A 22,238-nucleotide genomic window follows, 5' to 3' on the forward strand; every position below is an offset into this window, starting at 1 on the left:
AGACAATTATTGCGGCTATGTTAATATAATAAGCAAATACACCTTGTGTAACGGGAGTTGTTCCATGACAGCTTATACCATCATGAAAGCAGGCAAATATGAGGATGAGATGATTCCTAAACTTGCCATACATGCTTTCCGTCATGCCTTTAACAAAGCATGTACGGCAGCAACGGTCGTGTATGCAAAAGAACAGCAACTATTACAACGCGAAGTAAATGGACAGGAAACCGTGATTGCGGACTTGCATCAGGCATATACAAATGTGAATGATCTTCCTAAAATTTTAAAACGCAAGAGAAAACAAGAGGCAGCTGTATAACTGAATGCCTCCACCAAGAATAAGGATGTTTGCCGGTCCGAATGGGTCTGGAAAGAGCACAGTCAAGGAATATTTATTGCCCCATCATATTGGGGCTTATTTAAATGCCGATGAACTGGAACAGAATCTTCGCTTGAGTCAACGCCTGGATTTAAAGACCTATCATCCCGCATTAACGGCCCAAGCTTTGATTGCTTTCCTTAAGCAGAAAAAACGCCCTCAATCCGGACAACTCATTCCTTTACTGCAACAAGAGCCTTGGGTAGTTGATGAATCGAATATCCAGTTTCATGAATCCGAAATCGATTCTTATCTTTGTGCACGGATTATTGACTATATCCGCCTGGAATTTTTGCGCTTAAAAATCAGTTTCACCTTTGAAACGGTAATGTCGCATATCTCTAAGGTTGAGTTTTTACAACAAGCGCAGCTGCAGGGTTTTAAAACCTATTTATATTATGTTTCTACGGTTGACCCACGAATTAATATTGCCCGGGTGAAATACCGGGTGAGTGTGGGTGGACATTCTGTTCCAGAGCAAAAGATTGTGGAGCGTTATTACCGCAGTATGGATTTGCTTATGCAGGCGATTGATGCCAGTGATCGTACCTATTTGTTTGATAACTCTTCTAACGGTGAAAAAGCGGCTTTTATTGCTGAAATTGAATCGGCCGAAACATTGAAAATGAATCCGGAAGTTCAACAGTTACCGTGGTGGTTTGCAGAAAAAGTACTCAAAGAATTTATAGAATAATAAAAAATGATCCAGAGCAGGTATGACAATATAGTGGATTATGATGCGCCGTCAGCAACAAGAAAAACGATGCAGGCTGATTTAATCATAGAGTATGCACATTAAAATAGCCTAAGCAAAATGACTTTTTGAAGTTTATTTCCATACCAATTATTGTGTAATTCTTCTAAAAGGGCAGTACAGTTACTTGATTCAACTCCATTCAAAAATTTATCAGTTGAATAATCAACTCCGGGTTTTTTCTTTGTCATGTTATCACGATTATTAACCTCAAGTTAGAAAAGAATAACGCGCTATACAAGAAATATTTTCCTAAATGAAAATACAACAAAAACGGGTTTTGTTGAGATGCGTAACCGCCGTGATGCGACTTTGTCCATGCCTAAACTGATTTTACCTGCAATTCAAATCAATATGGATGGAGGGCGGTTGCCTGCACCTGAAGCCAACGGTATCCGCTATTTAAAATTGCCTCTGAATTATTTTAAATAATTAAATTTAGAGTAAACATTAGGCTTAAAAAGAACATTGAGCCTGATTTTGTCATCTTAAAATTTTACTTCAATGTTCTTTTGAACTGCTTGCCCAAACAACACAAATTACTCATTTTTTACCTCCATAAATAGCCTAAGCAAAAAAAATATTTTAAAAAATTGGCAGTTGATTAAATTCCTGATTTACTCAAAAATAATTTCATCTAAAAAGTAATGAAAGACGTCCATGATTTTAAATCACCAAATACATCTTAACGAAGTCGCTACAGCAAAAAATACGCTGGTATTTATTCATGGTCTCTTTGGCAGTTTAACTAATTTAGGCATGCTGGCACGTGCATATTATGACTCTCATTCAGTCATTCAAATTGATGTCCGCAATCATGGTCATTCAGCACATGCAACAGAAATGAATTATGCTGTCATGGCATCAGATATTCTGGAAACACTAGATTCTTTAAATATTCAAAAATTTTCTGCTATTGGTCATTCCATGGGTGGAAAAATTGCCATGCAATTGGCAAGTCAGGCAGGGCAGCGATTAGAACAATTGATTGTTCTGGATATGGCACCATTTGCCTATCAGGAAAGTCATCATGAGCAAATTTTTAAAGCTTTATTTGCCGTCAAAAATGCCCAGATTGAAAGTCGGCAACAGGCGACCCAAATTATGCGTGAGTATTTACATGAAGAAATGGTGATCCAATTTCTAATGAAATCCTTTAATAAGGGACAATGGTTATTTAATGTCGATGCTTTATTCCATCATTATTCAGAAATCCTGAATTGGAAGACGATCCAGCCATGGCCAAAAGAGGCCCTGTTTATTCGCGGGGGAAAATCCGCCTATATAAGCAAGGATGAGCATTTTGCTGCAATCCAGCAGCAATTTCCCCATGCCAAAATAGCAGTGGTAGAAGATGCGGGACACTGGCTGCACGCTGAAAAAACGCAACAGGTTCTGGATGAAATGAATCAATATCTAAATTAAGTTTAGATATCAAATAGATTTGCTGTTATTCAAAAGCGTCATGTAGATGATTGGCCAACAGTTGACTGTCCGCAGTTAACTGTTCAGCCATTGCGGCTGTTTTTTTGAGTCCGGGCATACGATACTCACTATGACCATAATCTTGAATGGATGTCCAACGGCCACCCCAAGTTAAACCGACTGATTCTGCAACTGTTCCATATAACCGATAACCTTGCATTGCCCAGGGATCACGTTCTGAAATAACCACTTTACCATTCCGTTTAAATGCAATATCGGCAGCCAGGCCAAATTGGTGATAACTTTGAAAGCCTTTGGCACGGGTAATATGACTGTTGCCAGCCAAGGCATTCTGGCGCTCTGGACTACGGTAACCTTCTAGTAAAACCATTTCATAGCCATAACGTTGTTGCATGATTTTAAATACCATCAATAAACGTTGTTTATAACGTGGATTCATTTTATGCCATTTACGATCGGCGGATACGAGATCACCATGTAAATGTGAAGTCGCTAAACTTTCTATATTGGAGTTAAATGTTTTTGCCTGAACACTGAACTGACTAGCCTCAATATGACGTGCAGAAATAATGGCTTCTTCAATCAAGGATTGTTCTACTTCAGGAGGCGGTGCAAGTATTTGCCCATCGAGCAATGCATAAATTTGAGGATCAACTGACCTTAAATAATCTGTTTCAATTTTAGTGGGAGTTACGGGACGGGTAAAAGCAAAAATCAAGATGCTGGAAAATAGTGAAAGACCCGCAACCAGTATCCACCATTGTTGTAAATGCCAATATGACTGGAGTTGTTTAGGTGCAGCTGCATCATTGAACTGCTGAGCAAATTCCCGGGCAGAATAGAATTGTTTCTTACTTTGCAGAATAAGAATGAAAATGAAGTCTTGTGCTTTAAGACGTAAATCATAGGAAAATAACCAGGCCAGACTGCACGCCAATATAATAAAACAAGTAAAAATAGTAATCGTCATGGAGATACGGCGGTTTCTGCGAGTATGAGGAGTGTTTTAATCTCAAAAAAATTTTTAGCAGCTTGCGACAATTCCTCCGGTTTAAGATCTTTTGCTGGATTTTTTCTAGAGCTGACGGGTTGATTTATCAATCTCATATTGGCGAGAGGGGTGGCAATTATAGTCGTTGTCGCTATTTTAGCCACACTGTTATTATGGGATGAGTATGTTTGATCCCTATTTTTCTTATATTCTAAAACCTCTTGTTTGGACAGATCTATATTGCTAAATGCAGAATGACCTTGAATTTTCTGATGATCGAAACTGTTTAAATAAATATAACCCACAGTGGCACTAAAATTATCGCCAGAACAAAATCCTGAACGTCTAGAGGGAACGGCTAAATGATGTGGCTCTTTTTTAGGCTGAAATATTCTTAAAAATTTCGGTTTTAGGGCGGCCATGTTCAAATTTTCTTTTTAAATTTTTAGGGTAAATAAATGGTGATATAAGCCTGTTCGGCAGGCTGACTGATAATATTCTGATAAATAGATAATGATTTATGATTTTGATTTAGAAGCATAAAATTCAAGCATACAAATGACATTAAAGTAAAAAATGCCAAAAAGATTAAAATCCAGAAAAAAGGTAATTCTCGATGAATGACATGCCTAATTTGGTCAGGTAAAGCAGAAAAGGGCGAAAAAGCGGTTTTTTTGCCTTTTAAGAAATCAATTTCATCGCCAACCCGAGCCACCAGGTGATTCAAACTTTGTAGGGATTCAATTCGAAATTTTCCATGAAAGCCAAGTAGCATGCAGTAATGAAAGACTTCTAGGGCTGCGAGACGTTCTTTACCCAGACTACGTAGCGATTCCAGAATTTCAAAAAAACGATAGCCAGCAAGTTGCGAGCCAAAAAGGCTTAATTGTAAAGGGCTGACCATCCAGTAATTCTGTAAATCAAAAAATTGTACATCTTGTTGAGTTACAATGGTTTCATCGAGCAATGCGCAATAAGCATATTTTGCATCATGAATATCCGCTGCTGAAAAGTGCAGTTTTCGCGCCTGATTCTCAAAATGATTTAACAAGGTTAAAATTTTCTCCCGAAACTCATCTGGATTGACTGGAATATATTGATTCTTCAATAGAAAAATCACATAGAAACCCTCATGTAATAAATCAACAAGATTTGTTGTACTTGTGACTTGAGATGGAGTTGTCGTTGAGTCTAATCTCCAACCCGTTTGATCATTCTCAAATAGTGAAGGCACTTGATTATTCATATACGGATTCCTTAGCTATTCATCACTGCAATGACATCAACCGAAATATCCTGAAAGCCGGCTGGGATATAAATACACATGGATTCAGCATCCAACATGCGTTGATATAATTCATTGTTAGGCTCAACTTCAAAATAACTGACACCAGAACGTACTGGAATTGCAGTGGGAACCTGCATGAGATGATGTAATGGAATGACGGGAAGGGCAGCTACAACACGCTGTTCGACATCCACAGAATTACCTACTTTAAAACGAAGGGGTACCAACTGAACCAGCTCATGGCTTTGCATTAGACCACTCGAAACGGCAATATACAGTCGCGTGTCACGCGTAATTTTGTCGGATTCCAGACTTCCAATCCAATAGGAGGGACGTGCCTCTTTTAAGGCAATGCTGATATAGCGATTTGAAATAATGGTATCGAGTAAATCGCGCAGAATGGCATCGAGCTGTGAAAAGCTTTCCTGTAAATGATGATGTTTATAATAAGGTAACTGATCCACTGCATAGGCTGTAGAAAAGGTCAGCAGTGATCCGGTTAAACGCAGTAATTCAAAAAACAAACGTTCAGGATGAATATGTGGATATTGTAAAAGATGATTCAGGGAGGCATGTGCGGTGTTTAAGGCATTCACTAGCCAGAAAGAAACAATATCACCGGAACGGAACTCTATGAGTTTTTGCTCATTTTCACGATTGTTGCTTTGAATGGCCTTAATTTTCGCTTTAATGATATTCAGGCTACGTTTTAAACCTGACATCAGGCTCGCAGATGCCTCAATATGCAAGATCGGTGGAATAAACTTGCAATCAAATTCAAAATTTCCCGAACTTTGCCGTTTAACTTTTGCTACTGCTAAATACAGAAATCCATCCAGGTCATGATTGGGTTCAGTGCCAGATTCGAGTAATTTAAATTCTGCACGGCGTCTTAATAAAGTAATATCTGCGGCTGTAGCATCGGTAAATAAATCATGCGTTTCAGTGAAGTGTGAGTGATAACGGCTAGGCTGGCTGCTTTCCTCAAAAGAGACATTTCGTTTATTGGGTTGAATCATCGGCAAGGCCAAATAGACTGTCATTTCTCCCCGTAAATTTAAATTATCCAGTTGAATGGGCTCTGGTAATAAGTCACGTGCCGGCGCCTGGTAAATTTCGCCATCTTGCCAAAGCATATCCACTTTTTCTAAAGCCAGAACATGAGTACTTAATTGCACCTCATCAAATTGAATAGATTGAATGCCATAAGCAAAAGGAATGGTAGAGCGGATGGTGTGATTCAAGCGCTGTTCATGATAGGCATCTTGTAATTGAAAATGTTGTGGACGTAAAAATAAGCCTTCGCCCCAAAGAATTTTTTCTGCTTTAAACATTAAATTTACCCATTATTATTTGTGTTATGAGGATTATTTTTGCACACCCAAAAGTTCATGTACTGTTTCTAAAGGATTGTCGTTTTTAATCACCTGACTCAGCCATTCATGTAAAGGCATCTGGTTCCATTTAATCGTTTTTTGTAGCAGATAGCTGACTGGACTATGTGGTTCATTCATCTGGAAATAATCGGCAATATCTTGTAAAAGCTGCATGGCTTGTTCACGATTTGCTAAATGACTCTGCGCGTGTGGCTGAAATTTTTGTGCACTGGTTATGGCTATTGTGGGATCAATTGCTGTGTGTAAGGTTTTAGGTGAAGCGATCATGCCAGTTATAGAAGTTGATGGACCCGTCATGAGTACTGAACCCAAAGCATCTGTTTTGTAAACCTTTTTCAGGCTGCCATGAATAGATTCCAGTTGAGCGTCAATAGCTGCAAAACTTGGAGCATCCAAACCCATTAAGCTATCTAACACTTCCTTTAAAATATTCCACTGATTCAAAATTTCTAAAAAAGCCTGATAATTTTGATATTGCAAAGATTTTGGTGTGCTTAATAATGCCTGTTCCAATTGCTCCAGTGTGGCAGCAGGATCAACATCGCTGTTTTCTTCGCTATGCATACGGTGTAAATTCTGTTGATGTAATAAACCCTCATAGTCAATTAAAGAATAAAAAGGTGAAATATTTATCATGGGTATATTCTTAATCAACTTGGGCAGTTGATTAATCAGTCCTTGCAACAGGCCCAGACGTTGATCTAAATCATCCTCTTCAATTTTCGGGTATAAAAATAACCAGAAATTGCTTAAGCTACGTTGGGTTAATTCTAAACCTTTGGCTACTCCGTCAAACCCGTACAGATGGGACCAGGCTTCAACGAGCCAGGTATATAACCGAATATCTTTCGTTTTTTCCGTCAGTAGTTCAGTGGATTTTTCATTTACAAAACTCCAATCGGCTAGTTTCGGTTCTGCAATCCAATCACCTTGTTCTAAAAGTAAATCATCCTGAGTTCGTGCTTTTTTAATGGCATGAAACTCATTGGAAAAAGAACAATCCATCCCGCATGGGACGGCTTCTGAAATTGCTCTTAATAATTTTTCCAGTTCTAAACTCATGTTTTGCCTTCTGGTTTTTTTAATTATGCTTCAGTAAAACTGGGGCTTTTTATTACGTTTTTTTCGGCTTTGATTACCGGATCGATTTGATAAGATATGTCATTCTCTTGAACATCTATCAAGATGTGTCGTGGTATTTTTTGTTCCGCCAAACCGAGCAAAATTTGTGTGGCCAAAGCTGGCAATATTGATGAATTGAGGATGTCATCCACATTACGTGCACCACTATCAACTTCGGTACAACGGCTGAGCAATAGATCAATCAAGCCTTCACTATAGCTAACTGTAGTGGTGTATTGTTGTTCTAGACGTGCAGTAATTTTTTCCAATTTATGTCTGATGATGCGTAGCAGTAATTCATCGTGCAGAGGTAAGTACGGCACAATACGCATACGACCTAAAAATGCCGGTTTAAACTGTTGATATAAACTTGGCTTTAAGTGTTCTGTTAATTGTTCTGCTGTGGGCCAGGTCTCCACTGTAGAGTTTAAGCAGGCTTGCATAATGACATTGGAGCCGACATTGGACGTCAACAGGATCGTGGTATTTTTAAAATCAATTAAACGACCTTCGCCATCTTCAAGCATGCCTTTATCAAAGACCTGATAAAACAATTCCTGGGCATCGCCATGTGCCTTTTCAATCTCATCGAGCAAGACCACACTATAAGGATTTCGTCGTACTGCTTCAGTTAGAATCCCGCCTTGACCATATCCCACATAGCCGGGAGGAGCACCTTTCAATGCAGAAACCGTATGAGCTTCCTGGTATTCAGACATGTTAATAGTAATTAGATGAGATTCTCCACCATATAATTCATTGGCAAGTGCCAAAGCTGTTTCTGTTTTACCGACACCGCTTGGACCGACCATTAAAAATACGCCCTGAGGTTTATTCGGATCTCCCAGTTTTGCTTTAGAGGTTTTGATCCCCTGAACCAGCTGGTTTAAGGCATCCTCCTGACCCATAACTCTCAAAGAAAGCTTATCTTTTAAAGTCAAAATTTGCTTAATTTCATCATTGGCCATTTTTCCTACAGGAATTCCGGTCCAGTCAGAAATAATTTCATGAATCATCTGCGCATTTACCCGTTCAAAAACAAGCGGAGTTGTGCCTTGAAGCTGAGCCAGTGCTTCACGATATTGAGCAATATCTGTATGTGACTGACTTGTAACATTTTGTTGTTTTCGTTCTTTAATCCTGTTTACCAGTTGCAGTTCATTTTGCCACTGGGCTTGCGTATCACTGATTTTCCCGGCTAATTCAGAAATTTCTGCTTTTAACTGCAAGATTCGCTCATGATGAATAGGCATATTTTGCTGTTCTTTTTCCAAGATATCCTGTTCCAGATTCAGGTTATGCCATTGTGCCTGTAACTGATCTAACTTAACAGGCTGGGCATTTTGAGTTAAAGCCACTCGGGCAGCTGCCGTATCCAGCACACTGATGGCTTTATCTGGAAGTTGACGCCCACTGATATATCGATGAGAACTATGTACTGCTGTGACAATGGCTTCATCATCAATTTGTACATTAAAATGTTGGGTCATTACAGGAATCATGGCGCGAAGCATATCAATGGCCACTGCCTCTGTGGGTTCTTCCACCTTAACGACCTGAAAGCGACGACTCAGGGCCGCATCTTTTTCGAAAAACTGTTTATATTCAGTCCAAGTTGTAGCTGCAATGGTACGTAATTCACCACGTGCAAGCGCTGGTTTAAGTAGATTCGCTGCATCATTTTGTCCAGCCTGACCACCTGCACCAATTAAGCTATGTGCTTCATCAATAAATAAAATAATGGGGTGACTAGAATTTTGAACTTCCTGAATGACCTGTTTTAGTCGATTTTCAAATTCACCTTTGACACTGGCACCTGCCTGTAAAAGACCCATATCCAGCATATGTAAATGAACATTTTTTAAAGCATCTGGAACCTGATCATTGGCAATTTTAACTGCAAAACCTTCCACTACAGCAGTTTTACCGACCCCGGGATCACCCGTTAAAATGGGATTGTTTTGACGACGGCGCATTAAAATATCCAGCATTAAGCGAATTTCAAACTCACGGCCAATCACTGGATCAATTGCACCTTTTTTTGCCTTTTCAGTTAAATCAATGGTGTACTGATCTAAAGCTGGGGTTTTGAGTCCCTGTTCAGATAACTGTACAGTTTTTATGGTATCTGGGGAAGAAGCGGAATTTTGTTCCCATACTTGTTCAATACTCTGTGTACATACTTCTAAAAATCTATGTTTCATCTGATTTATTGGAAACAATTCAAATAAGCAGGAAGCACGAACAGCGATTTGATAAAGATCAGAAGCAGTTAATAATGCCACCAGGAGGTGACCCGTTCGAATCTGGGGCTTTTGTGCTGCCGACGCTAATAACCAGGCCTGTTCCAATAAACGCACAATTGATTTTGCGAAAATAGGAGTACGTGTATTACCTTTAGGTAATTGTGTAATACTTTTCTTTAAATCATTTATTAGTTCATGGCGCGATATTTTGTAGTTTTCCAATAACAGCTGAATATCATGCGTTGCGTGATTATGTAGAATTTCTAAAAATATGTGTTCAATTTCAATTTCATAATTTTGTTGAGCTATGCAGCTATTGGCCGATTTTTCCAGGGCTATACGGGCACAAGAAGATAATTTTGTAATCAAAATTTTTAAATTATTCATATCAAACTCAACATCTGTAAAAGAACTTCAGTTTTTATTTTTACTTATCTACTGAAATTTCCTGTTTTTTATATTTTGTATTTTTATTTTTTAAAAACAATGGTTTGTTATTGTTTTATATAAAAGCAATGAGCACATCATACACATATTTTTTATAAAATTAAAAAAATATATGCTGTTTTTTGTATTTTTTACATTAAATAACAATAAAAAGTATTGTTTTATATTTAATCACTGTTGACTTTTGATGGTTGTTTTTTGTTAAATCTGCGCATGGATAAAAAGTCAAAATAATGAATTAAAAATTTTAAAATCATTTAATTTACTTAAACATATACTAATAATTACATTTATAACTAGAACAATTAGAGGCATCTTTTGAATAAATATAAGTTTTTTGTACCTTTGCTGGTCATGCTATCGGTCAGTCCATTCACTTTCGCGAGCGAAAAAATTCTTGAACTCAAAAAATCCTGCATTCAGGATTATCCTGTGGTTCGTGACGAAACCGATCCAGACTTACTCAATATTTATCGTCAACTATGCGATAGAAAAAGTAAGAAAAATATGCAATTAAAAAATGAATTATCAATTCAGGCTGCCCAAAGATTTCAAGCCATGGGTAAAAATCTGAAAGCTTTGCAATGGGTCGAGGAGTTGCGTCAACAAAATTTTCAGCGTAGAGAGTTGACTGATGTTGCTTTTCTGGCCGGGGTAGGGATTGCCGAAAGTAATTTACAGTATATGCGTAATCATGAAATGCGTTATCTGAATGCGGAAAGTACGTATCCTGCAGCAAAAAAATTGTCTGATCATATTCAGATCGCATTACCTGAACCTGATACATCCAATTCTAAAGCTGTCACTGTCAACACGATCAGGTTAAAACAACGGATGAAACGTAATGGTTTATCGAATCGTACCGCTGGAAAAACCAGCTCGTTAAGCCGTGACGTCAATTTGCAGAGCAGAGTCACAAAAGCATCTGCACGAAATACAACCGCCACCACAAAACTTCAAAGTAACAACTCCATAACTTTGGGTTCAAGCCCATTTGCTTCATTTAATAAGAACTAAAATAGGATAGTCTTCATGGCTAAACGTGAAAGTGTACAAAAGAAATTACAACGTATTCGTCCGCCACGTGTACAACTGACTTATGATGTTGAAGTTGGCGATGGCAAAGAAATCAAAGAGTTACCTTTTGTGATTGGGGTATTAGGTGACTTTTCAGCTGCCTCCGAATTAGAAAAGACCAAATTAAAAGATAAAAAATTTATCAATGTGGATTTGGACAACATTGATGAGGTGATGCAATCGCTGGCACCTCGTGCGGCTTTTCAGGTTGAGAATACCTTGACCGAAGAAGGTGGACACATGTCCGTAGATTTAACCTTTAATTCAATGCAAGATTTTCGTCCAGAAAATATCGTACAACAAGTCGATCCCTTACGGAAATTGGTTGAAGCACGAGAGCGTTTAACCGATTTGCGTAACAAGATTTCAAATAATGAATGTCTTGAAGATTTGCTGGAAGAAATTTTAAAAAATACAGACCAGGTTCGGAAGTTACGCATGGAGGCAGAACATGAATAATTTACATGCTGCTGCCATCTCTACAGATGTGAAAGAATTTACCTTACTGGATTCAATTGTTGAGCAAAGCCGTATAGCCCGTAATGATGAAGAACATGAACGCGCAAAAAGCCTGATTGGTGAATTGGCCAAAGAAGTCATGACTGGAACCATAACCGTTTCCGAAAATATGACCTTGTCAATCGATAAGCGAATTGCAGAAATTGATGCCTTAATTTCAAAACAGTTAAGCAAAGTTATTCATCATGAGCAATTTCAAAAAATTGAATCCACCTGGCGTGGCTTGTACTATTTCTGCCAGGAAACACCATCTCATTCTTTAATTAAAATTCGAATGCTGAATACCAGTAAAAAAGAACTGGTTAAAGATTTTCAAGGTTCAACAGATTTTGATCAAAGCACTTTATTTAAAAAAATATACGAGGAAGAATATGGCTCCTTTGGTGGTGCACCTTATGCCACATTAGTCGGTGACTTTGAATTCGACCGTACGCCAACGGATTTGTATTTATTGGAACAAATTTCCCATGTTGCTGCAGCGGCACATGCACCTTTTATTTCTGCAGCCAGCTCTAGCATGCTGGGGCTAGAGTCTTTTACCGATATTGATCGCCCGCGTGATGTTTCTAAAATTTTTGAAACTGCTGAATATGTGCAGTGGCGTTCATTCCGCGAAAGTGATGATGCGCGTTATGTTGCATTGACTATGCCGCGTGTATTAGGACGGCTGCCATATCATCCCAAAGATGGAACGGTTATAGAAGGTTTTAACTTTATAGAAGAAGTGACTGGCCAGAATCATGCTGAATATTTATGGATGAACTCAGCTTATGCATTTGCGACGCGTTTAACCAATGCTTTTGATATGTATGGCTGGTGCGCTGCCATTCGTGGTGTGGAAGGAGGAGGCCTGGTTGAAGGTCTGCCGGTGCATACGTTTAAGACCAATGATGGTGAAGTGGTATTCAAATGTCCCACTGAAATTGCCATTACTGACCGTCGTGAAAAAGAACTCAGTGATTTAGGATTTATCTCGTTAGTGCACTGCAAAAATACTGATTATGCCGTTTTCTTTGGTGCACAATCGACTCAAAAACCGAAAAAATATGACAGCGATAGTGCAAATGCCAATTCTGCTTTATCGAGTCAGATTCAATATATTATGGCTGTTTCACGTATTGCGCATTATTTAAAAGCCATGATGCGCGACAAAGTGGGGAGTTTTGCCTCTGCCGGCAATGTGGAAGCATTTTTAAATGAATGGCTGTCGCAATATGTTTTGTTGGATGATGGTGCATCGCAAGAGGCGAAAGCACAGTATCCGCTTCGCGAAGCTTCGGTAAAAGTTGTAGAGAACCCAGCTCAACCTGGGCACTACAAATCTGTGGTTTTTTTACGGCCACATTTTCAGTTGGATGAGTTGTCGGTTTCTTTGCGACTTGTTACTGAGTTACCTCAGTCCTCTAATTAACTGAATTAGAGCGCAATTTTATAATAATTTAAAAATAAAACAGGAAAATTAAAAGAATGAAAGATATATACGTCCAATTTCGTGGCAAATATAAAGTTGATGGTGAATCTCGCGACTCCGAACACAAAGACTGGCTAGAAGTAAATTCTTGGGCACACAATATCCGTCAACCTAAATCAGCGACATCTTCAAGTGTAGGTGGCCATACTGCCGAACGTGTCGAACATTCAGATATGCTGTTTGTAAAGGATTTAGATGCAACCAGTCCAAAACTTTGGGAAGCATGTTCAGCTGGATATACCTTTGACGAAGTTCAAATCGATTTTTACCGTGCGAATGGTGACAAGCGGATTAAATATCTTCAAATCAAGTTAAAGCATGTGCTTGTTTCAAGCGTTACCCCAAACGTCAATGAAGAAGGGGTTCCGACCGAATCTTTTGGTTTGAAATATGCTGCAGTAGAATGGACTTATAATCAGCAGGATATTAACGGTACACAAAAAGGTGCGGTAACAAAGAAATGGTCACTTTCCAATAATACAGCTTCTTACGCTGCATAGTGTACTGACCCAAATAGTGGCCAACTGCCGTTGGTCGCTATGAATAATTTTTTCATCATTAAATAATAAAAAATGAACTTAGACCAATTATATCCTTACGGTTTTAAAACCACTTTATTTGAGCGGCTATTAGCGGATTCTGAACAGAATGAGCGTGGAATTTCACTTCAAAAATTACGAGAATCTGTAGCCTCGGATCTGGAGGATTTATTAAATAGCCGCATGTCGCTACTGGATGGAGTCATTGATGATTTTCCTTTAGTAAAACAGTCTGTTATGCAATTTGGGATTATTGACTTTGTGGGGTTGTCAACAGCCAATCCCACAGATCGGGACAAAATTTGTCAATCTATTCAACAATCGATTATTGCCCATGAACCCCGACTTAAGCAAATTAAGGTCACCATGCTAAGCGATGGTCATAACATGGGAGCATTATCTTTAAGTATTCAAGCTTATTTAAGCATACAGTCTTTATTTGAGCCGGTCATTCTGGACGTTTTATTGAAACCAACAACGCAACACTATGTTATTTCTGCAAGATCTTAAGTGGGTTCGCTGTGATTGAAGAACTGTTACCGTATTATGAAAAGCAATTACAAGAATTTGGGCAACAATCGCGTGAATTTGCACAGAAATATCCGAAAATTGCTCAACGTCTATCGCTCAATCAAGAACAAATTGACGATCCGCATATTGAACGCCTGATTCAGGCTTTTTCACTCGTCGCTGCACGTATTGATAAAAAACTAGCAGACAGTTATGAGGTCTTTACCCGTTCATTATTCCAGGTCATGTTTCCTCAGTATCTCAAGCCATTTCCTGCATGTTCAGTCGTCAGTTTTGAAGATTTAAATAAAATAAAAAAGCTGACTGAAGTACATGAAATTCCTAAAGCGACTTCGCTAAAGTCACGCAGTTTTAAAGGCGTACAGTGTGAATTTAGCACGTCCCAGCCTGTACGATTGTTACCCATCGCTTTAAAGAGCCTGAATTTTAAAACCCATCCTCGTGCACACATGCATTTAAATCAGAATGCGACGCTCAGTTTAGGCTTTGAAATTTATCAACGAAGCCAACAACTGTTAATCAGTGAGAAATTACCGATTTACCTAGATGCAATTGCAAATTTTCCTTTGCATGTTTTGGACAATATATTTCATGCCAGTACAGGATTTTCATTAAACACGGGCAATCGCATTATTGAAATTGCTAATCCATTTGCAGTCATGGGCTTTGCTGAATCTGAAAGTCTATTACCGATTGATCAACATACCCATCATGCTTACCGTTTACTGCTGGAATACTTTTGTTTTCCTGAAAAATTTAATTATCTCAATCTTAATTTAAATTTCTTAAAACATTTAATAGGCGAAGATACAGAATTTGAAATATTGATTCATTTAAAGATCAATTTAAATGATCAGGCCTGTATCCGTAACTATACTGAGCTGAATGTTGCAAATTTTAAACTGTTTTCAACGCCTGTAGTGAACCTATTTTATAAGCAGGCTGAACCGCAAAAAATAAATCATAAACAATTAGAATATCCATTACTCACCGATATCCATCATCCTGAATTTTATCAGCTTTATTCAATAGTCGAGATGAATATGATTCGGGAAAAAAGTAATCAGGATCAGACTACAGTTCCTATTTTTCCATTTTTTTCCATGAGCCATTATCATCAGCATAATGAGCACTATTTTTATAGCTTGAATTCTACACAATTGCAGAATAATCTGGGTGAAACCCGTTATTCCATTGTTTCCAAACATTTATCACCTCATAGCACCAAGTCTGATTTTATCAGTACACAACTACTCTGTTGTAATGGGGATTTACCCCATGAAGTTTTAAGTCAGGCCAATAATGTTCTGCATTTGAATGGAAACCACCTTGCACGGCGTGCATTTATGTTAAAGCGACCGTTCAAGCCGTATTACTTTGCGCAAAATAAAAATGAACAATGGCGCATTATCTCTCATTTATCCTTAAATACCTTGTCCCTGATGAAAGGGGATGCCCTCAGCCATATTAAAGAGCTTTTAGTGCTTTATAACTTGCCTAAATTGAAAGAAAACCAGCTCGTTATTGAAGCCATTAAAAGGATTGATTTTTCTTTGACACAAAAATTGGTGGAAGCGCAACCTTTTCCCTTATTTGTCCGTGGAATTAAAGTGAATTTAGCTATAGATTCACAAATTTTTAAAGGCCATAGCCTGTATATTTTTAGCCAAATTTTAAGCCATATTTTTAATTTAAAAGTTCAAATGAATAGTTATGTTGATCTTGTGGTCAGTGATTCAAATACTCAACAGGAGTTATACCAATGCGTACAGAACGTTGGTGGCAAGAAACTTCTGTAATAGAAGATCTCTTTACCACCCCTACAGCTTATGAGTTTATTCAGGCGACACGTTTGTTGCGCCATATGCCACATTCAACTATCACCCAATACTGGGCGAATGATTTTAAATTCCAGAGTTCTTTAAATCTTCATTTTCCAGTGACTGAGATAGAATCGCTAACTTTTGAAAACAAGTACATACAGATCACTAATCTTATGATGGGGATCATCGGTATACAAGGTGCTTTGCCTTATAGCTATACTTATAAAATTAAGCAAAGCCGTCGTCAGCAAAGACAAGAAACTCTAAGTTTTCTAAGCTTATTTAATCACAAGCTGACCGCACAATATGTTGATGCAAGTTTGAACTATCATTTACCCATACGGTATGAAATTGAAAAGGAAAATGATTATCTGGATATCCTGCATGCTTTAAATGGTTATGTCAGAACACAACAGAATCAGACTGAATTAGATGATTATTTTGCTGAATTTTCAGGTTTAATGCAGGGACAAAATAATACCGCATACGCTTTAAAAACCATGCTTAACTGTATTTTCAAAACTGAATTTACAATAAAACAGTGGGTAGACGAAAAATTCAAATTGCAAGAGGCACAACGAACAACTTTAGGAAGTTTAAATGGCAGTTTACTTGGAAGAAATACCTTTTGTGGGGAAAATATTCGGCAACTGGGCGGAAAAATAGAGATTCAGATTGGTCCATTATCTAGAATGGATTATCTCAGCTTTTTACCCAAGCAAAAAATGAGTGAGAAGTTAAAGAAAATACTTTCAACTTGGTGTAGTCCCACAATAATGGTAGATGTACGCTTAATATTAAAAAAAGAAAATATACAGGCGCTTTGCCTGGATTCAAAATCAGAACATGGCTTGGCCCAAGGGGCTTTTTTAATGGCTAGACATACAGAAAATCATGCAGAGACCTGTTATAGCTTATTGGGAGTCATACAATGAATAAGCTGATGCTGTGGATTTTCAGCAGTATGTTTCTATTGTTAAGTATAGTCATTATTTATTATTGGCGTGATATTCAATATGAACCTTCGGCTCTAGATTTAGTTTCATATTTTTTTATTTTACCCATTCTTTTATCTTTAATAATACTTGCGCCATATTTTATTTATCAGGCTTATCGGGCACATATACGGCGTAAAAAACAGCAAAATCAAGCCTTATTAGAACAACAATTAAATAAAGCACAGACAAGTAACGAATCAAAAGTTGAAGGGATTCAATGGTTCAATTTGAATGTTTTTTCATCCTCCGTGTGCCATGCATGGGGAGAAAATGCGTCAATAATTGATGGGTTAAAAAAATTTAAATCGCCGGAATTAGATTATAATTTGGAAAACAGTTATGGCTTAGCTATTTTATCCTACAGGATTCAAACGCTTGATCATATATTAGCGTTTGAGCCAGAAGATGATGAGCAGAATGAAAAAGATGAAGCAGGTCGCTTAGCACGTATAAAGGCTTTAATTCAACAACAATTAGAACAACAGACTGAAACCTTAATGAAAGTGGCTGAGCATTTAAAGCGGTCAGCATTATTTTATGATAGAGAACTGGCCTACCAATACCGAATGCATCCTGCCTGGAGTAATTCGGATGCTCCAGACACTGCTGATAATCAAAACATCTCCATTGAACAGGTGTCACGTCTAAATCGAATCAATATTCATATTTTATTATCGAACCATGTATTACATGTTTGGGATGAATATTCAAGCCGGGAAACATTGCTTAATTTTATGCAATCGTTGGGAATAATTTCGCAGCAAGTCCATCTGCAACATCATTATATTGCCCAGCAAAGTGCTTACGACGACTGGCTTAAGTTATTGCATCAAATATCAAAACAAAGTGAGGAATTTACATTCATCATTAATGTAGATTCTGAAGTTGACCAGACATTTCTGGATGAAAAAATGTGGCTGATGAATGATTATTTGCCAGCAGAATTTGCATCCAGTTGGTGTTTGGCGGCTGAAGATGTGAAGATCAATGATATTTACGCAATCAAGCAGCTTAAAGTTGCAAGCAACGTAGACAATTTATTGACTTGCCTCAATCAGGTGATGCCTGAGCATGCAAATCAGTCCCACCAGGAACGACCTTTTGTACTGGTTTTAGATGATGCAATGAATATCAAAAGCATTAAAAAAAATAATCAGACATTTTTACCCGCTTTAATTGAACCCCACCATTGTATCTATACAAAACCAATTTTGGGCCATACACAACAACTCGCAAAAATTTTTGGTTTTATGTTGGGTATGCATCTGCCTGAAGAGTTGACCAGCATGATATACAGTGCTGACCAGGCTTTAACCCATGCTTTTTTTAAACCCATGTAGTATTAAATTAATTCTAAAAACAAAACATTTAAATATAAATAAAATAATGAGAATCACATGTTTTACACTATTTTAAATTATGTCTGGCAATATGTAACCCATCCCAAAGCCATTATTGCACTCTCTATTTTAGTGTTACTGGTTTCTTCTTACCCGGCTATTCCGCGAAATATTTTTTGGACCTTAGTTGCAGCTTATGTTTTTACAATCATCGGCTATGGCATCTATAGACGGGTTCAAAAAAATCGTCCTGCTCAACAGGGCACAGTGCTTGCAGAAGCAATTGAGCAGGATAGAAATGCAGAATATGGCCAACCAAAAGAAACGCAAGAATTACAGCTCATCAGCCTGCAAATGAAAAAATCAATCCAACTGATTCGCAAATCAAAGTTGGGGAACAAAAAAGGCAACACGGCATTATATGAATTACCCTGGTATATGCTGATTGGGAATCCTGCCGCAGGTAAAAGTTCAGCTATTTATCATTCAGGGCTAAAATTTCCCTTTGAAAATTCCCATCAAAAAAGTATTTCTTCTGGCCTCAGCGGGACAAAAAACTGTGACTGGTTTTTCTCTACGGAAGGGGTATTGCTGGATACTGCCGGACGTTATTCAGCTTATGCTGAAGATCATCCTGAATGGTTGGGATTTTTGAATCTATTAAAGAAAAGCCGTACTCAAGCACCTGTGAATGGTTTAATTGTGATGGTCAGTATTACAGAACTGGCGAGCCAAAGTCCTGAACAATCTATAAAATTGGCTAAGAATTTAAGAACACGTATTCAAGACATTACTGAACGTTTAGAGATATTTGCACCCGTATATGTGGTGTTTTCCAAAATGGACTTGATTGCAGGCTTTACCGATTTTTTTGAATGTTATGATGTCGATGAATTGAATCAGGTATGGGGCGCGACCTTAAAATACGAACCAGATTCTGTACAGGATATAATGGCACTGTTTGAACAGCATTATGCTGTTTTATATGAGGGTTTAAAAGGATTAAGTAACACGCATCTTAGCCGACGTCATAGCCAGAATATTTCACCCAGTGTAATCACATTTCCCTTAGAATTTAAAAACTTAAAACCGGTGCTGAAAACTTTTATAGCGACTTTGTTTGAAGACAATCCCTATCAGTTTAAACCCGTATTTCGTGGCTTCTATTTTACCAGTGCCTTACAACAGGGAATCACTGAAAGCCCAATGACCGAACAGATGGTACAGGATTTTCATTTATCAGCAAGCTTAAAGAGTGAAAATACTGTGCCGGGTCATTCAGTTTCACAGAACCGTGGGTACTTTCTGAAAGCTCTGTTTTCGGATGTGATTTTAAAGGACCAGCATCTGGTTAAACAGCATATTAATCCTAAACGCAAGAAACAACGTCATGTTGCCTTTATGGCTGCCTTGCTGGGAATCTCCATAATATTGAGCTTGTGGATTTGGTCATATCGCAATAATCAACAGCTGATTGCCGATGTTCAGGCCGATTTAGACAAGGTGGTTCATTTGCAAAAGCAATCTGGCCAACAGCTCTCTACACAACTGGATGCGTTGCTCATTTTGCAGGAGCGTATGCAGCAGCTTGATCAGTTTGAACAAAATCAGCCTATACGATTTGGCTTTGGTCTGTATCAAGGTGATACATTGCGAGAAAAATTACAAAGCGAATATTTGGCGGGAATTAGACAGCTACTTTTGCAGCCGACCCAGCAGAATATTGCGCAGTATTTACAACGTATAAAAACGAATGAAGCCACTTTAAAAGCCAACCATGTCAATGTGACAATAAATCAGGGAGTTAAAAATCAGCAATATTTGGAACCCTCTGAAACCAATCCTCAGGATGCTTACAATGCTTTAAAGGCTTATTTGATGCTGAGTAATTCTCAATATATGGATTCAAGCCATTTAGGCGATCAGTTGACTCGTTTCTGGCGTCCTTGGCTGGATGCAAACCGAGGACAAGTGCCACGGGGTGAAATAATCCAGAAAGCCGAGCAGATATTATCCTATAGCCTTGCGCTGGCAAACGATCAAAAATTTCCCATACTTGAAGCTGACCCTTTGCTGGTAGATCAGACCCGTCAGGTCTTGTTGGCTGTTATTCGGGGGATGCCTGCACGGGATCGTGTGTATAACGAAATCAAAATGCGCGCTGCAGTGCGTTATCCTGCTGTAACGATAAAACAGATCGTTGGGGAAAATAATCAAAATACTGTACTGGGAAGTTATGCCTTACCTGGCATGTTTACATATAAAGCCTGGCAAGAATATGTAGAAAAAGCCATTGATGATGCGTCAAACCGCCCAACCGATAGCAAAGACTGGGTATTAAATATCACCCAATCGGATGATCTGACGTTGAGCGGCAGTTCAGACCAGATTCGTAAGCAATTAACTGCATTATATAAACAGCAATATATCACTGAATGGCACAAATTTTTAAATGGCATTTACTATGCAAAAGCCAACGATTTTAACCGGCAAACAAAAAATATTGAAATCTTGGGAGAGCCAGAAAATTCACCCATTCGAGCCATTGTCCAGCAGGTGGTTAAAGAAACCAGCTGGGATAATCCAGTCATTCAGGCTGAACTGGCTACACCCAAAACGGGCTTCATGGCGTGGTTTAAAACTAGAATTTTAAACCGGAATGAACCTAGAGTCGTACAACAGGCATCGAGTCAGGCACAGGGCACCATTTCAAAAGAATTTCAGATATTCTACCAACTGGTGCGTAAACGTGATGATCAACAAAACCAATCTTTATTAGATGAATACATGCAATCATTGGCCCGGGTGAGGAGCAAGTTCAATGATTTGAAAAGTGCAGGGGAAATTGGTCCTGCAGCCATCATTCTGGTCAGGCAAACGATTAATGATCAGAACTCTGTGTTTAATTATAGCCAAAAAATGATTGATGAAAAAATGATGGTTGGCCTGAATGAGCGGGATCAACAAGTTTTGCAGAAATTATTGATGAGTCCATTAACCCAATCCTTTGAGGGTATATTGATTCCCGCACAACATGAAATAAATAAATTATGGATGATACAGGCCAACCAGCCATTTATGGCTAACTTAAGCCAAAAATATCCATTCACTGCTTCTGCGACCTTGCAAGCAACCCGTCAGGAAATTAGTCAAATTTTGGGTGAAAACGGCAGTATTGCACGGTTTGTCAAAGACAATCTCGATCCACTGGTCATTCGTCGAGGTTATCTATTAACGTCTAAAACCTGGAAAGATTTGGGAATTAACCTGAATCCACAATTTGTGATGAACTTCCAAAGTTATGTTGCCCCTAATAATGGCATGGCCACCGGGGAGTTGAACCAAACCACAGGAACGGCCACAGTCAATCCATCAAATTTCCAGTTTTATCCCTTAGAGAATCCACAACTGCTTTCTTATACCATTGATATTGATGGCCAAAGAATGGTTTATGAAAATGGTGTTCAACAATGGGTGAATTTTGTTTGGCCAAATCAGGGAGCTATGCCTGGTGCACGTATTACCGCAGTAGATTTGCAAGGGCAAACGCATACCATTTTTGATGAACCGGGGGAATATGGCATTAACCGCCTCATTGATCATGCACAGCGTACTCAACGGGGAAATTATTTTGAAATGATCTGGAAAGACCAGCAAAACCCTGGTTTAGCTGTGAAGGTAAATTTCCGTTTGATTAGTGGCAATTCAGGCCATATTGGTTCGAATCGCGGGTACGCTGGCATGCAACTGGTGGATCAGGTCGTAAATGATAAATCGATTCGTGTTGTTTCAGCACAGACAGCTCCTGTATCTGTAACCGTGGTTAAAACAAATACAACGAATAGTGCTGGAGCTATACCATAATGA

General features: G+C 38.4%; 18 protein-coding genes and 1 pseudogene. 13 read left to right on the forward strand and 6 right to left on the reverse strand.

The window, feature by feature from the left end; translation table 11 throughout:
* Positions 1-64 precede the first annotated feature (64 nt).
* From E0H88_RS07755 to E0H88_RS07770, 4 genes and pseudogenes are all read left to right on the forward strand, one after another.
* A complete protein-coding gene (locus E0H88_RS07755; protein ID WP_131273711.1) occupies positions 65-322 on the forward strand; it encodes a hypothetical protein in 258 nt (85 codons plus the stop codon).
* A gap of 4 nt (positions 323-326) precedes the next feature.
* Positions 327-1,076, forward strand: a complete 750-nt coding sequence (locus E0H88_RS07760) for an ATPase (protein WP_131273712.1) — start codon at positions 327-329, stop codon at positions 1,074-1,076.
* Positions 1,077-1,364: 288 nt separating this feature from the next.
* Positions 1,365-1,568: pseudogene (locus E0H88_RS07765) on the forward strand (MBL fold metallo-hydrolase); the annotation flags it as partial.
* A gap of 228 nt (positions 1,569-1,796) precedes the next feature.
* Entirely contained in the window at positions 1,797-2,561 is a 765-nt protein-coding gene (locus E0H88_RS07770; protein ID WP_131273713.1) for an alpha/beta fold hydrolase, read from the forward strand.
* Positions 2,562-2,586: 25 nt separating this feature from the next.
* On the opposite strand, the gene E0H88_RS07775 is transcribed toward E0H88_RS07770, so the two are convergent.
* Genes E0H88_RS07775 through tssH form a run of 6 tightly spaced genes read right to left on the reverse strand, consistent with a single transcriptional unit; the run spans position 2,587 to position 10,013 of the window.
* A complete protein-coding gene (locus tag E0H88_RS07775) occupies positions 2,587-3,552 on the reverse strand; it encodes a M15 family metallopeptidase (RefSeq protein ID WP_131273714.1) in 966 nt (321 codons plus the stop codon).
* The gene (locus E0H88_RS07780) at positions 3,549-3,995 is read right to left on the reverse strand and encodes a hypothetical protein (protein ID WP_131273715.1); all 447 of its coding nucleotides are present in this window, start codon (positions 3,993-3,995) and stop codon (positions 3,549-3,551) included. Before E0H88_RS07780 ends, E0H88_RS07775 begins: the two co-directional genes overlap by 4 nt.
* A gap of 23 nt (positions 3,996-4,018) precedes the next feature.
* Positions 4,019-4,819, reverse strand: coding sequence for a DotU family type IV/VI secretion system protein (locus E0H88_RS07785; RefSeq protein ID WP_131273716.1), 801 nt, complete (start codon positions 4,817-4,819; stop codon positions 4,019-4,021).
* Positions 4,820-4,830: 11 nt separating this feature from the next.
* Positions 4,831-6,195, reverse strand: coding sequence for a type VI secretion system baseplate subunit TssK (gene tssK, locus E0H88_RS07790; RefSeq protein WP_131273717.1), 1,365 nt, complete (start codon positions 6,193-6,195; stop codon positions 4,831-4,833).
* 33 nt (positions 6,196-6,228) lie between these two features.
* Positions 6,229-7,320 (reverse strand): type VI secretion system protein TssA, encoded by a 1,092-nt coding sequence (gene tssA, locus E0H88_RS07795; RefSeq protein ID WP_092818124.1) that lies wholly within the window; start codon positions 7,318-7,320, stop codon positions 6,229-6,231.
* Between the two features lie 23 nt (positions 7,321-7,343).
* The gene (gene tssH, locus E0H88_RS07800; RefSeq protein ID WP_131273718.1) at positions 7,344-10,013 is read right to left on the reverse strand and encodes a type VI secretion system ATPase TssH; all 2,670 of its coding nucleotides are present in this window, start codon (positions 10,011-10,013) and stop codon (positions 7,344-7,346) included.
* Between the two features lie 378 nt (positions 10,014-10,391).
* On the opposite strand from tssH, the gene E0H88_RS07805 reads away from it, so the two are divergent.
* From E0H88_RS07805 to tssM, 9 genes are all read left to right on the forward strand, one after another.
* Positions 10,392-11,090 (forward strand): hypothetical protein, encoded by a 699-nt coding sequence (locus E0H88_RS07805; RefSeq protein WP_131273719.1) that lies wholly within the window; start codon positions 10,392-10,394, stop codon positions 11,088-11,090.
* Between the two features lie 15 nt (positions 11,091-11,105).
* Complete coding sequence (gene tssB / locus E0H88_RS07810) at positions 11,106-11,609, forward strand: type VI secretion system contractile sheath small subunit (RefSeq protein ID WP_131273720.1); 504 nt, start codon at positions 11,106-11,108, stop codon at positions 11,607-11,609.
* Positions 11,602-13,080, forward strand: a complete 1,479-nt coding sequence (tssC, locus tag E0H88_RS07815; protein WP_131273721.1) for a type VI secretion system contractile sheath large subunit — start codon at positions 11,602-11,604, stop codon at positions 13,078-13,080. The genes tssB and tssC overlap by 8 nt, the downstream gene beginning before the upstream one ends.
* A 56-nt stretch (positions 13,081-13,136) precedes the next feature.
* Positions 13,137-13,640, forward strand: a complete 504-nt coding sequence (locus tag E0H88_RS07820) for an Hcp family type VI secretion system effector (protein WP_131273722.1) — start codon at positions 13,137-13,139, stop codon at positions 13,638-13,640.
* Between the two features lie 72 nt (positions 13,641-13,712).
* The gene (tssE, locus tag E0H88_RS07825; protein WP_131273723.1) at positions 13,713-14,189 is read left to right on the forward strand and encodes a type VI secretion system baseplate subunit TssE; all 477 of its coding nucleotides are present in this window, start codon (positions 13,713-13,715) and stop codon (positions 14,187-14,189) included.
* A gap of 11 nt (positions 14,190-14,200) precedes the next feature.
* A complete protein-coding gene (gene tssF / locus E0H88_RS07830) occupies positions 14,201-16,009 on the forward strand; it encodes a type VI secretion system baseplate subunit TssF (protein ID WP_131273724.1) in 1,809 nt (602 codons plus the stop codon).
* Positions 15,973-16,968, forward strand: coding sequence for a type VI secretion system baseplate subunit TssG (gene tssG / locus E0H88_RS07835; RefSeq protein WP_131273725.1), 996 nt, complete (start codon positions 15,973-15,975; stop codon positions 16,966-16,968). The genes tssF and tssG overlap by 37 nt, the downstream gene beginning before the upstream one ends.
* A complete protein-coding gene (locus tag E0H88_RS07840; RefSeq protein ID WP_131273726.1) occupies positions 16,965-18,371 on the forward strand; it encodes a hypothetical protein in 1,407 nt (468 codons plus the stop codon). The genes tssG and E0H88_RS07840 overlap by 4 nt, the downstream gene beginning before the upstream one ends.
* A 57-nt stretch (positions 18,372-18,428) precedes the next feature.
* Positions 18,429-22,235 carry a type VI secretion system membrane subunit TssM gene (tssM, locus tag E0H88_RS07845; protein WP_131273727.1) on the forward strand — a complete coding sequence of 1,269 codons (3,807 nt, stop codon included), beginning with the start codon at positions 18,429-18,431 and terminating at the stop codon, positions 22,233-22,235.
* Positions 22,236-22,238: the final 3 nt, after the last annotated feature.

Origin of the sequence: Acinetobacter sp. ANC 4216, from assembly GCF_004331195.1 — a bacterium.
GTDB lineage: Bacteria > Pseudomonadota > Gammaproteobacteria > Pseudomonadales > Moraxellaceae > Acinetobacter > Acinetobacter kookii.

Coding starts and splice junctions, on each gene's coding strand:
- E0H88_RS07775 (WP_131273714.1), bottom strand. CDS start 3,552: ATGACGATTACTATTTTTACTTGTTTTATTATATTGGCGTGCAGTCTG.
- tssB (WP_131273720.1), top strand. CDS start 11,106: ATGGCTAAACGTGAAAGTGTACAAAAGAAATTACAACGTATTCGTCCG.
- tssK (WP_131273717.1), bottom strand. CDS start 6,195: ATGTTTAAAGCAGAAAAAATTCTTTGGGGCGAAGGCTTATTTTTACGT.
- E0H88_RS07755 (WP_131273711.1), top strand. CDS start 65: ATGACAGCTTATACCATCATGAAAGCAGGCAAATATGAGGATGAGATG.
- tssH (WP_131273718.1), bottom strand. CDS start 10,013: ATGAATAATTTAAAAATTTTGATTACAAAATTATCTTCTTGTGCCCGT.
- tssM (WP_131273727.1), top strand. CDS start 18,429: ATGTTTTACACTATTTTAAATTATGTCTGGCAATATGTAACCCATCCC.
- E0H88_RS07760 (WP_131273712.1), top strand. CDS start 327: ATGCCTCCACCAAGAATAAGGATGTTTGCCGGTCCGAATGGGTCTGGA.
- E0H88_RS07780 (WP_131273715.1), bottom strand. CDS start 3,995: ATGGCCGCCCTAAAACCGAAATTTTTAAGAATATTTCAGCCTAAAAAA.
- E0H88_RS07770 (WP_131273713.1), top strand. CDS start 1,797: ATGATTTTAAATCACCAAATACATCTTAACGAAGTCGCTACAGCAAAA.
- tssA (WP_092818124.1), bottom strand. CDS start 7,320: ATGAGTTTAGAACTGGAAAAATTATTAAGAGCAATTTCAGAAGCCGTC.
- tssG (WP_131273725.1), top strand. CDS start 15,973: ATGCGTACAGAACGTTGGTGGCAAGAAACTTCTGTAATAGAAGATCTC.
- E0H88_RS07840 (WP_131273726.1), top strand. CDS start 16,965: ATGAATAAGCTGATGCTGTGGATTTTCAGCAGTATGTTTCTATTGTTA.
- tssE (WP_131273723.1), top strand. CDS start 13,713: ATGAACTTAGACCAATTATATCCTTACGGTTTTAAAACCACTTTATTT.
- E0H88_RS07785 (WP_131273716.1), bottom strand. CDS start 4,819: ATGAATAATCAAGTGCCTTCACTATTTGAGAATGATCAAACGGGTTGG.
- tssC (WP_131273721.1), top strand. CDS start 11,602: ATGAATAATTTACATGCTGCTGCCATCTCTACAGATGTGAAAGAATTT.
- E0H88_RS07820 (WP_131273722.1), top strand. CDS start 13,137: ATGAAAGATATATACGTCCAATTTCGTGGCAAATATAAAGTTGATGGT.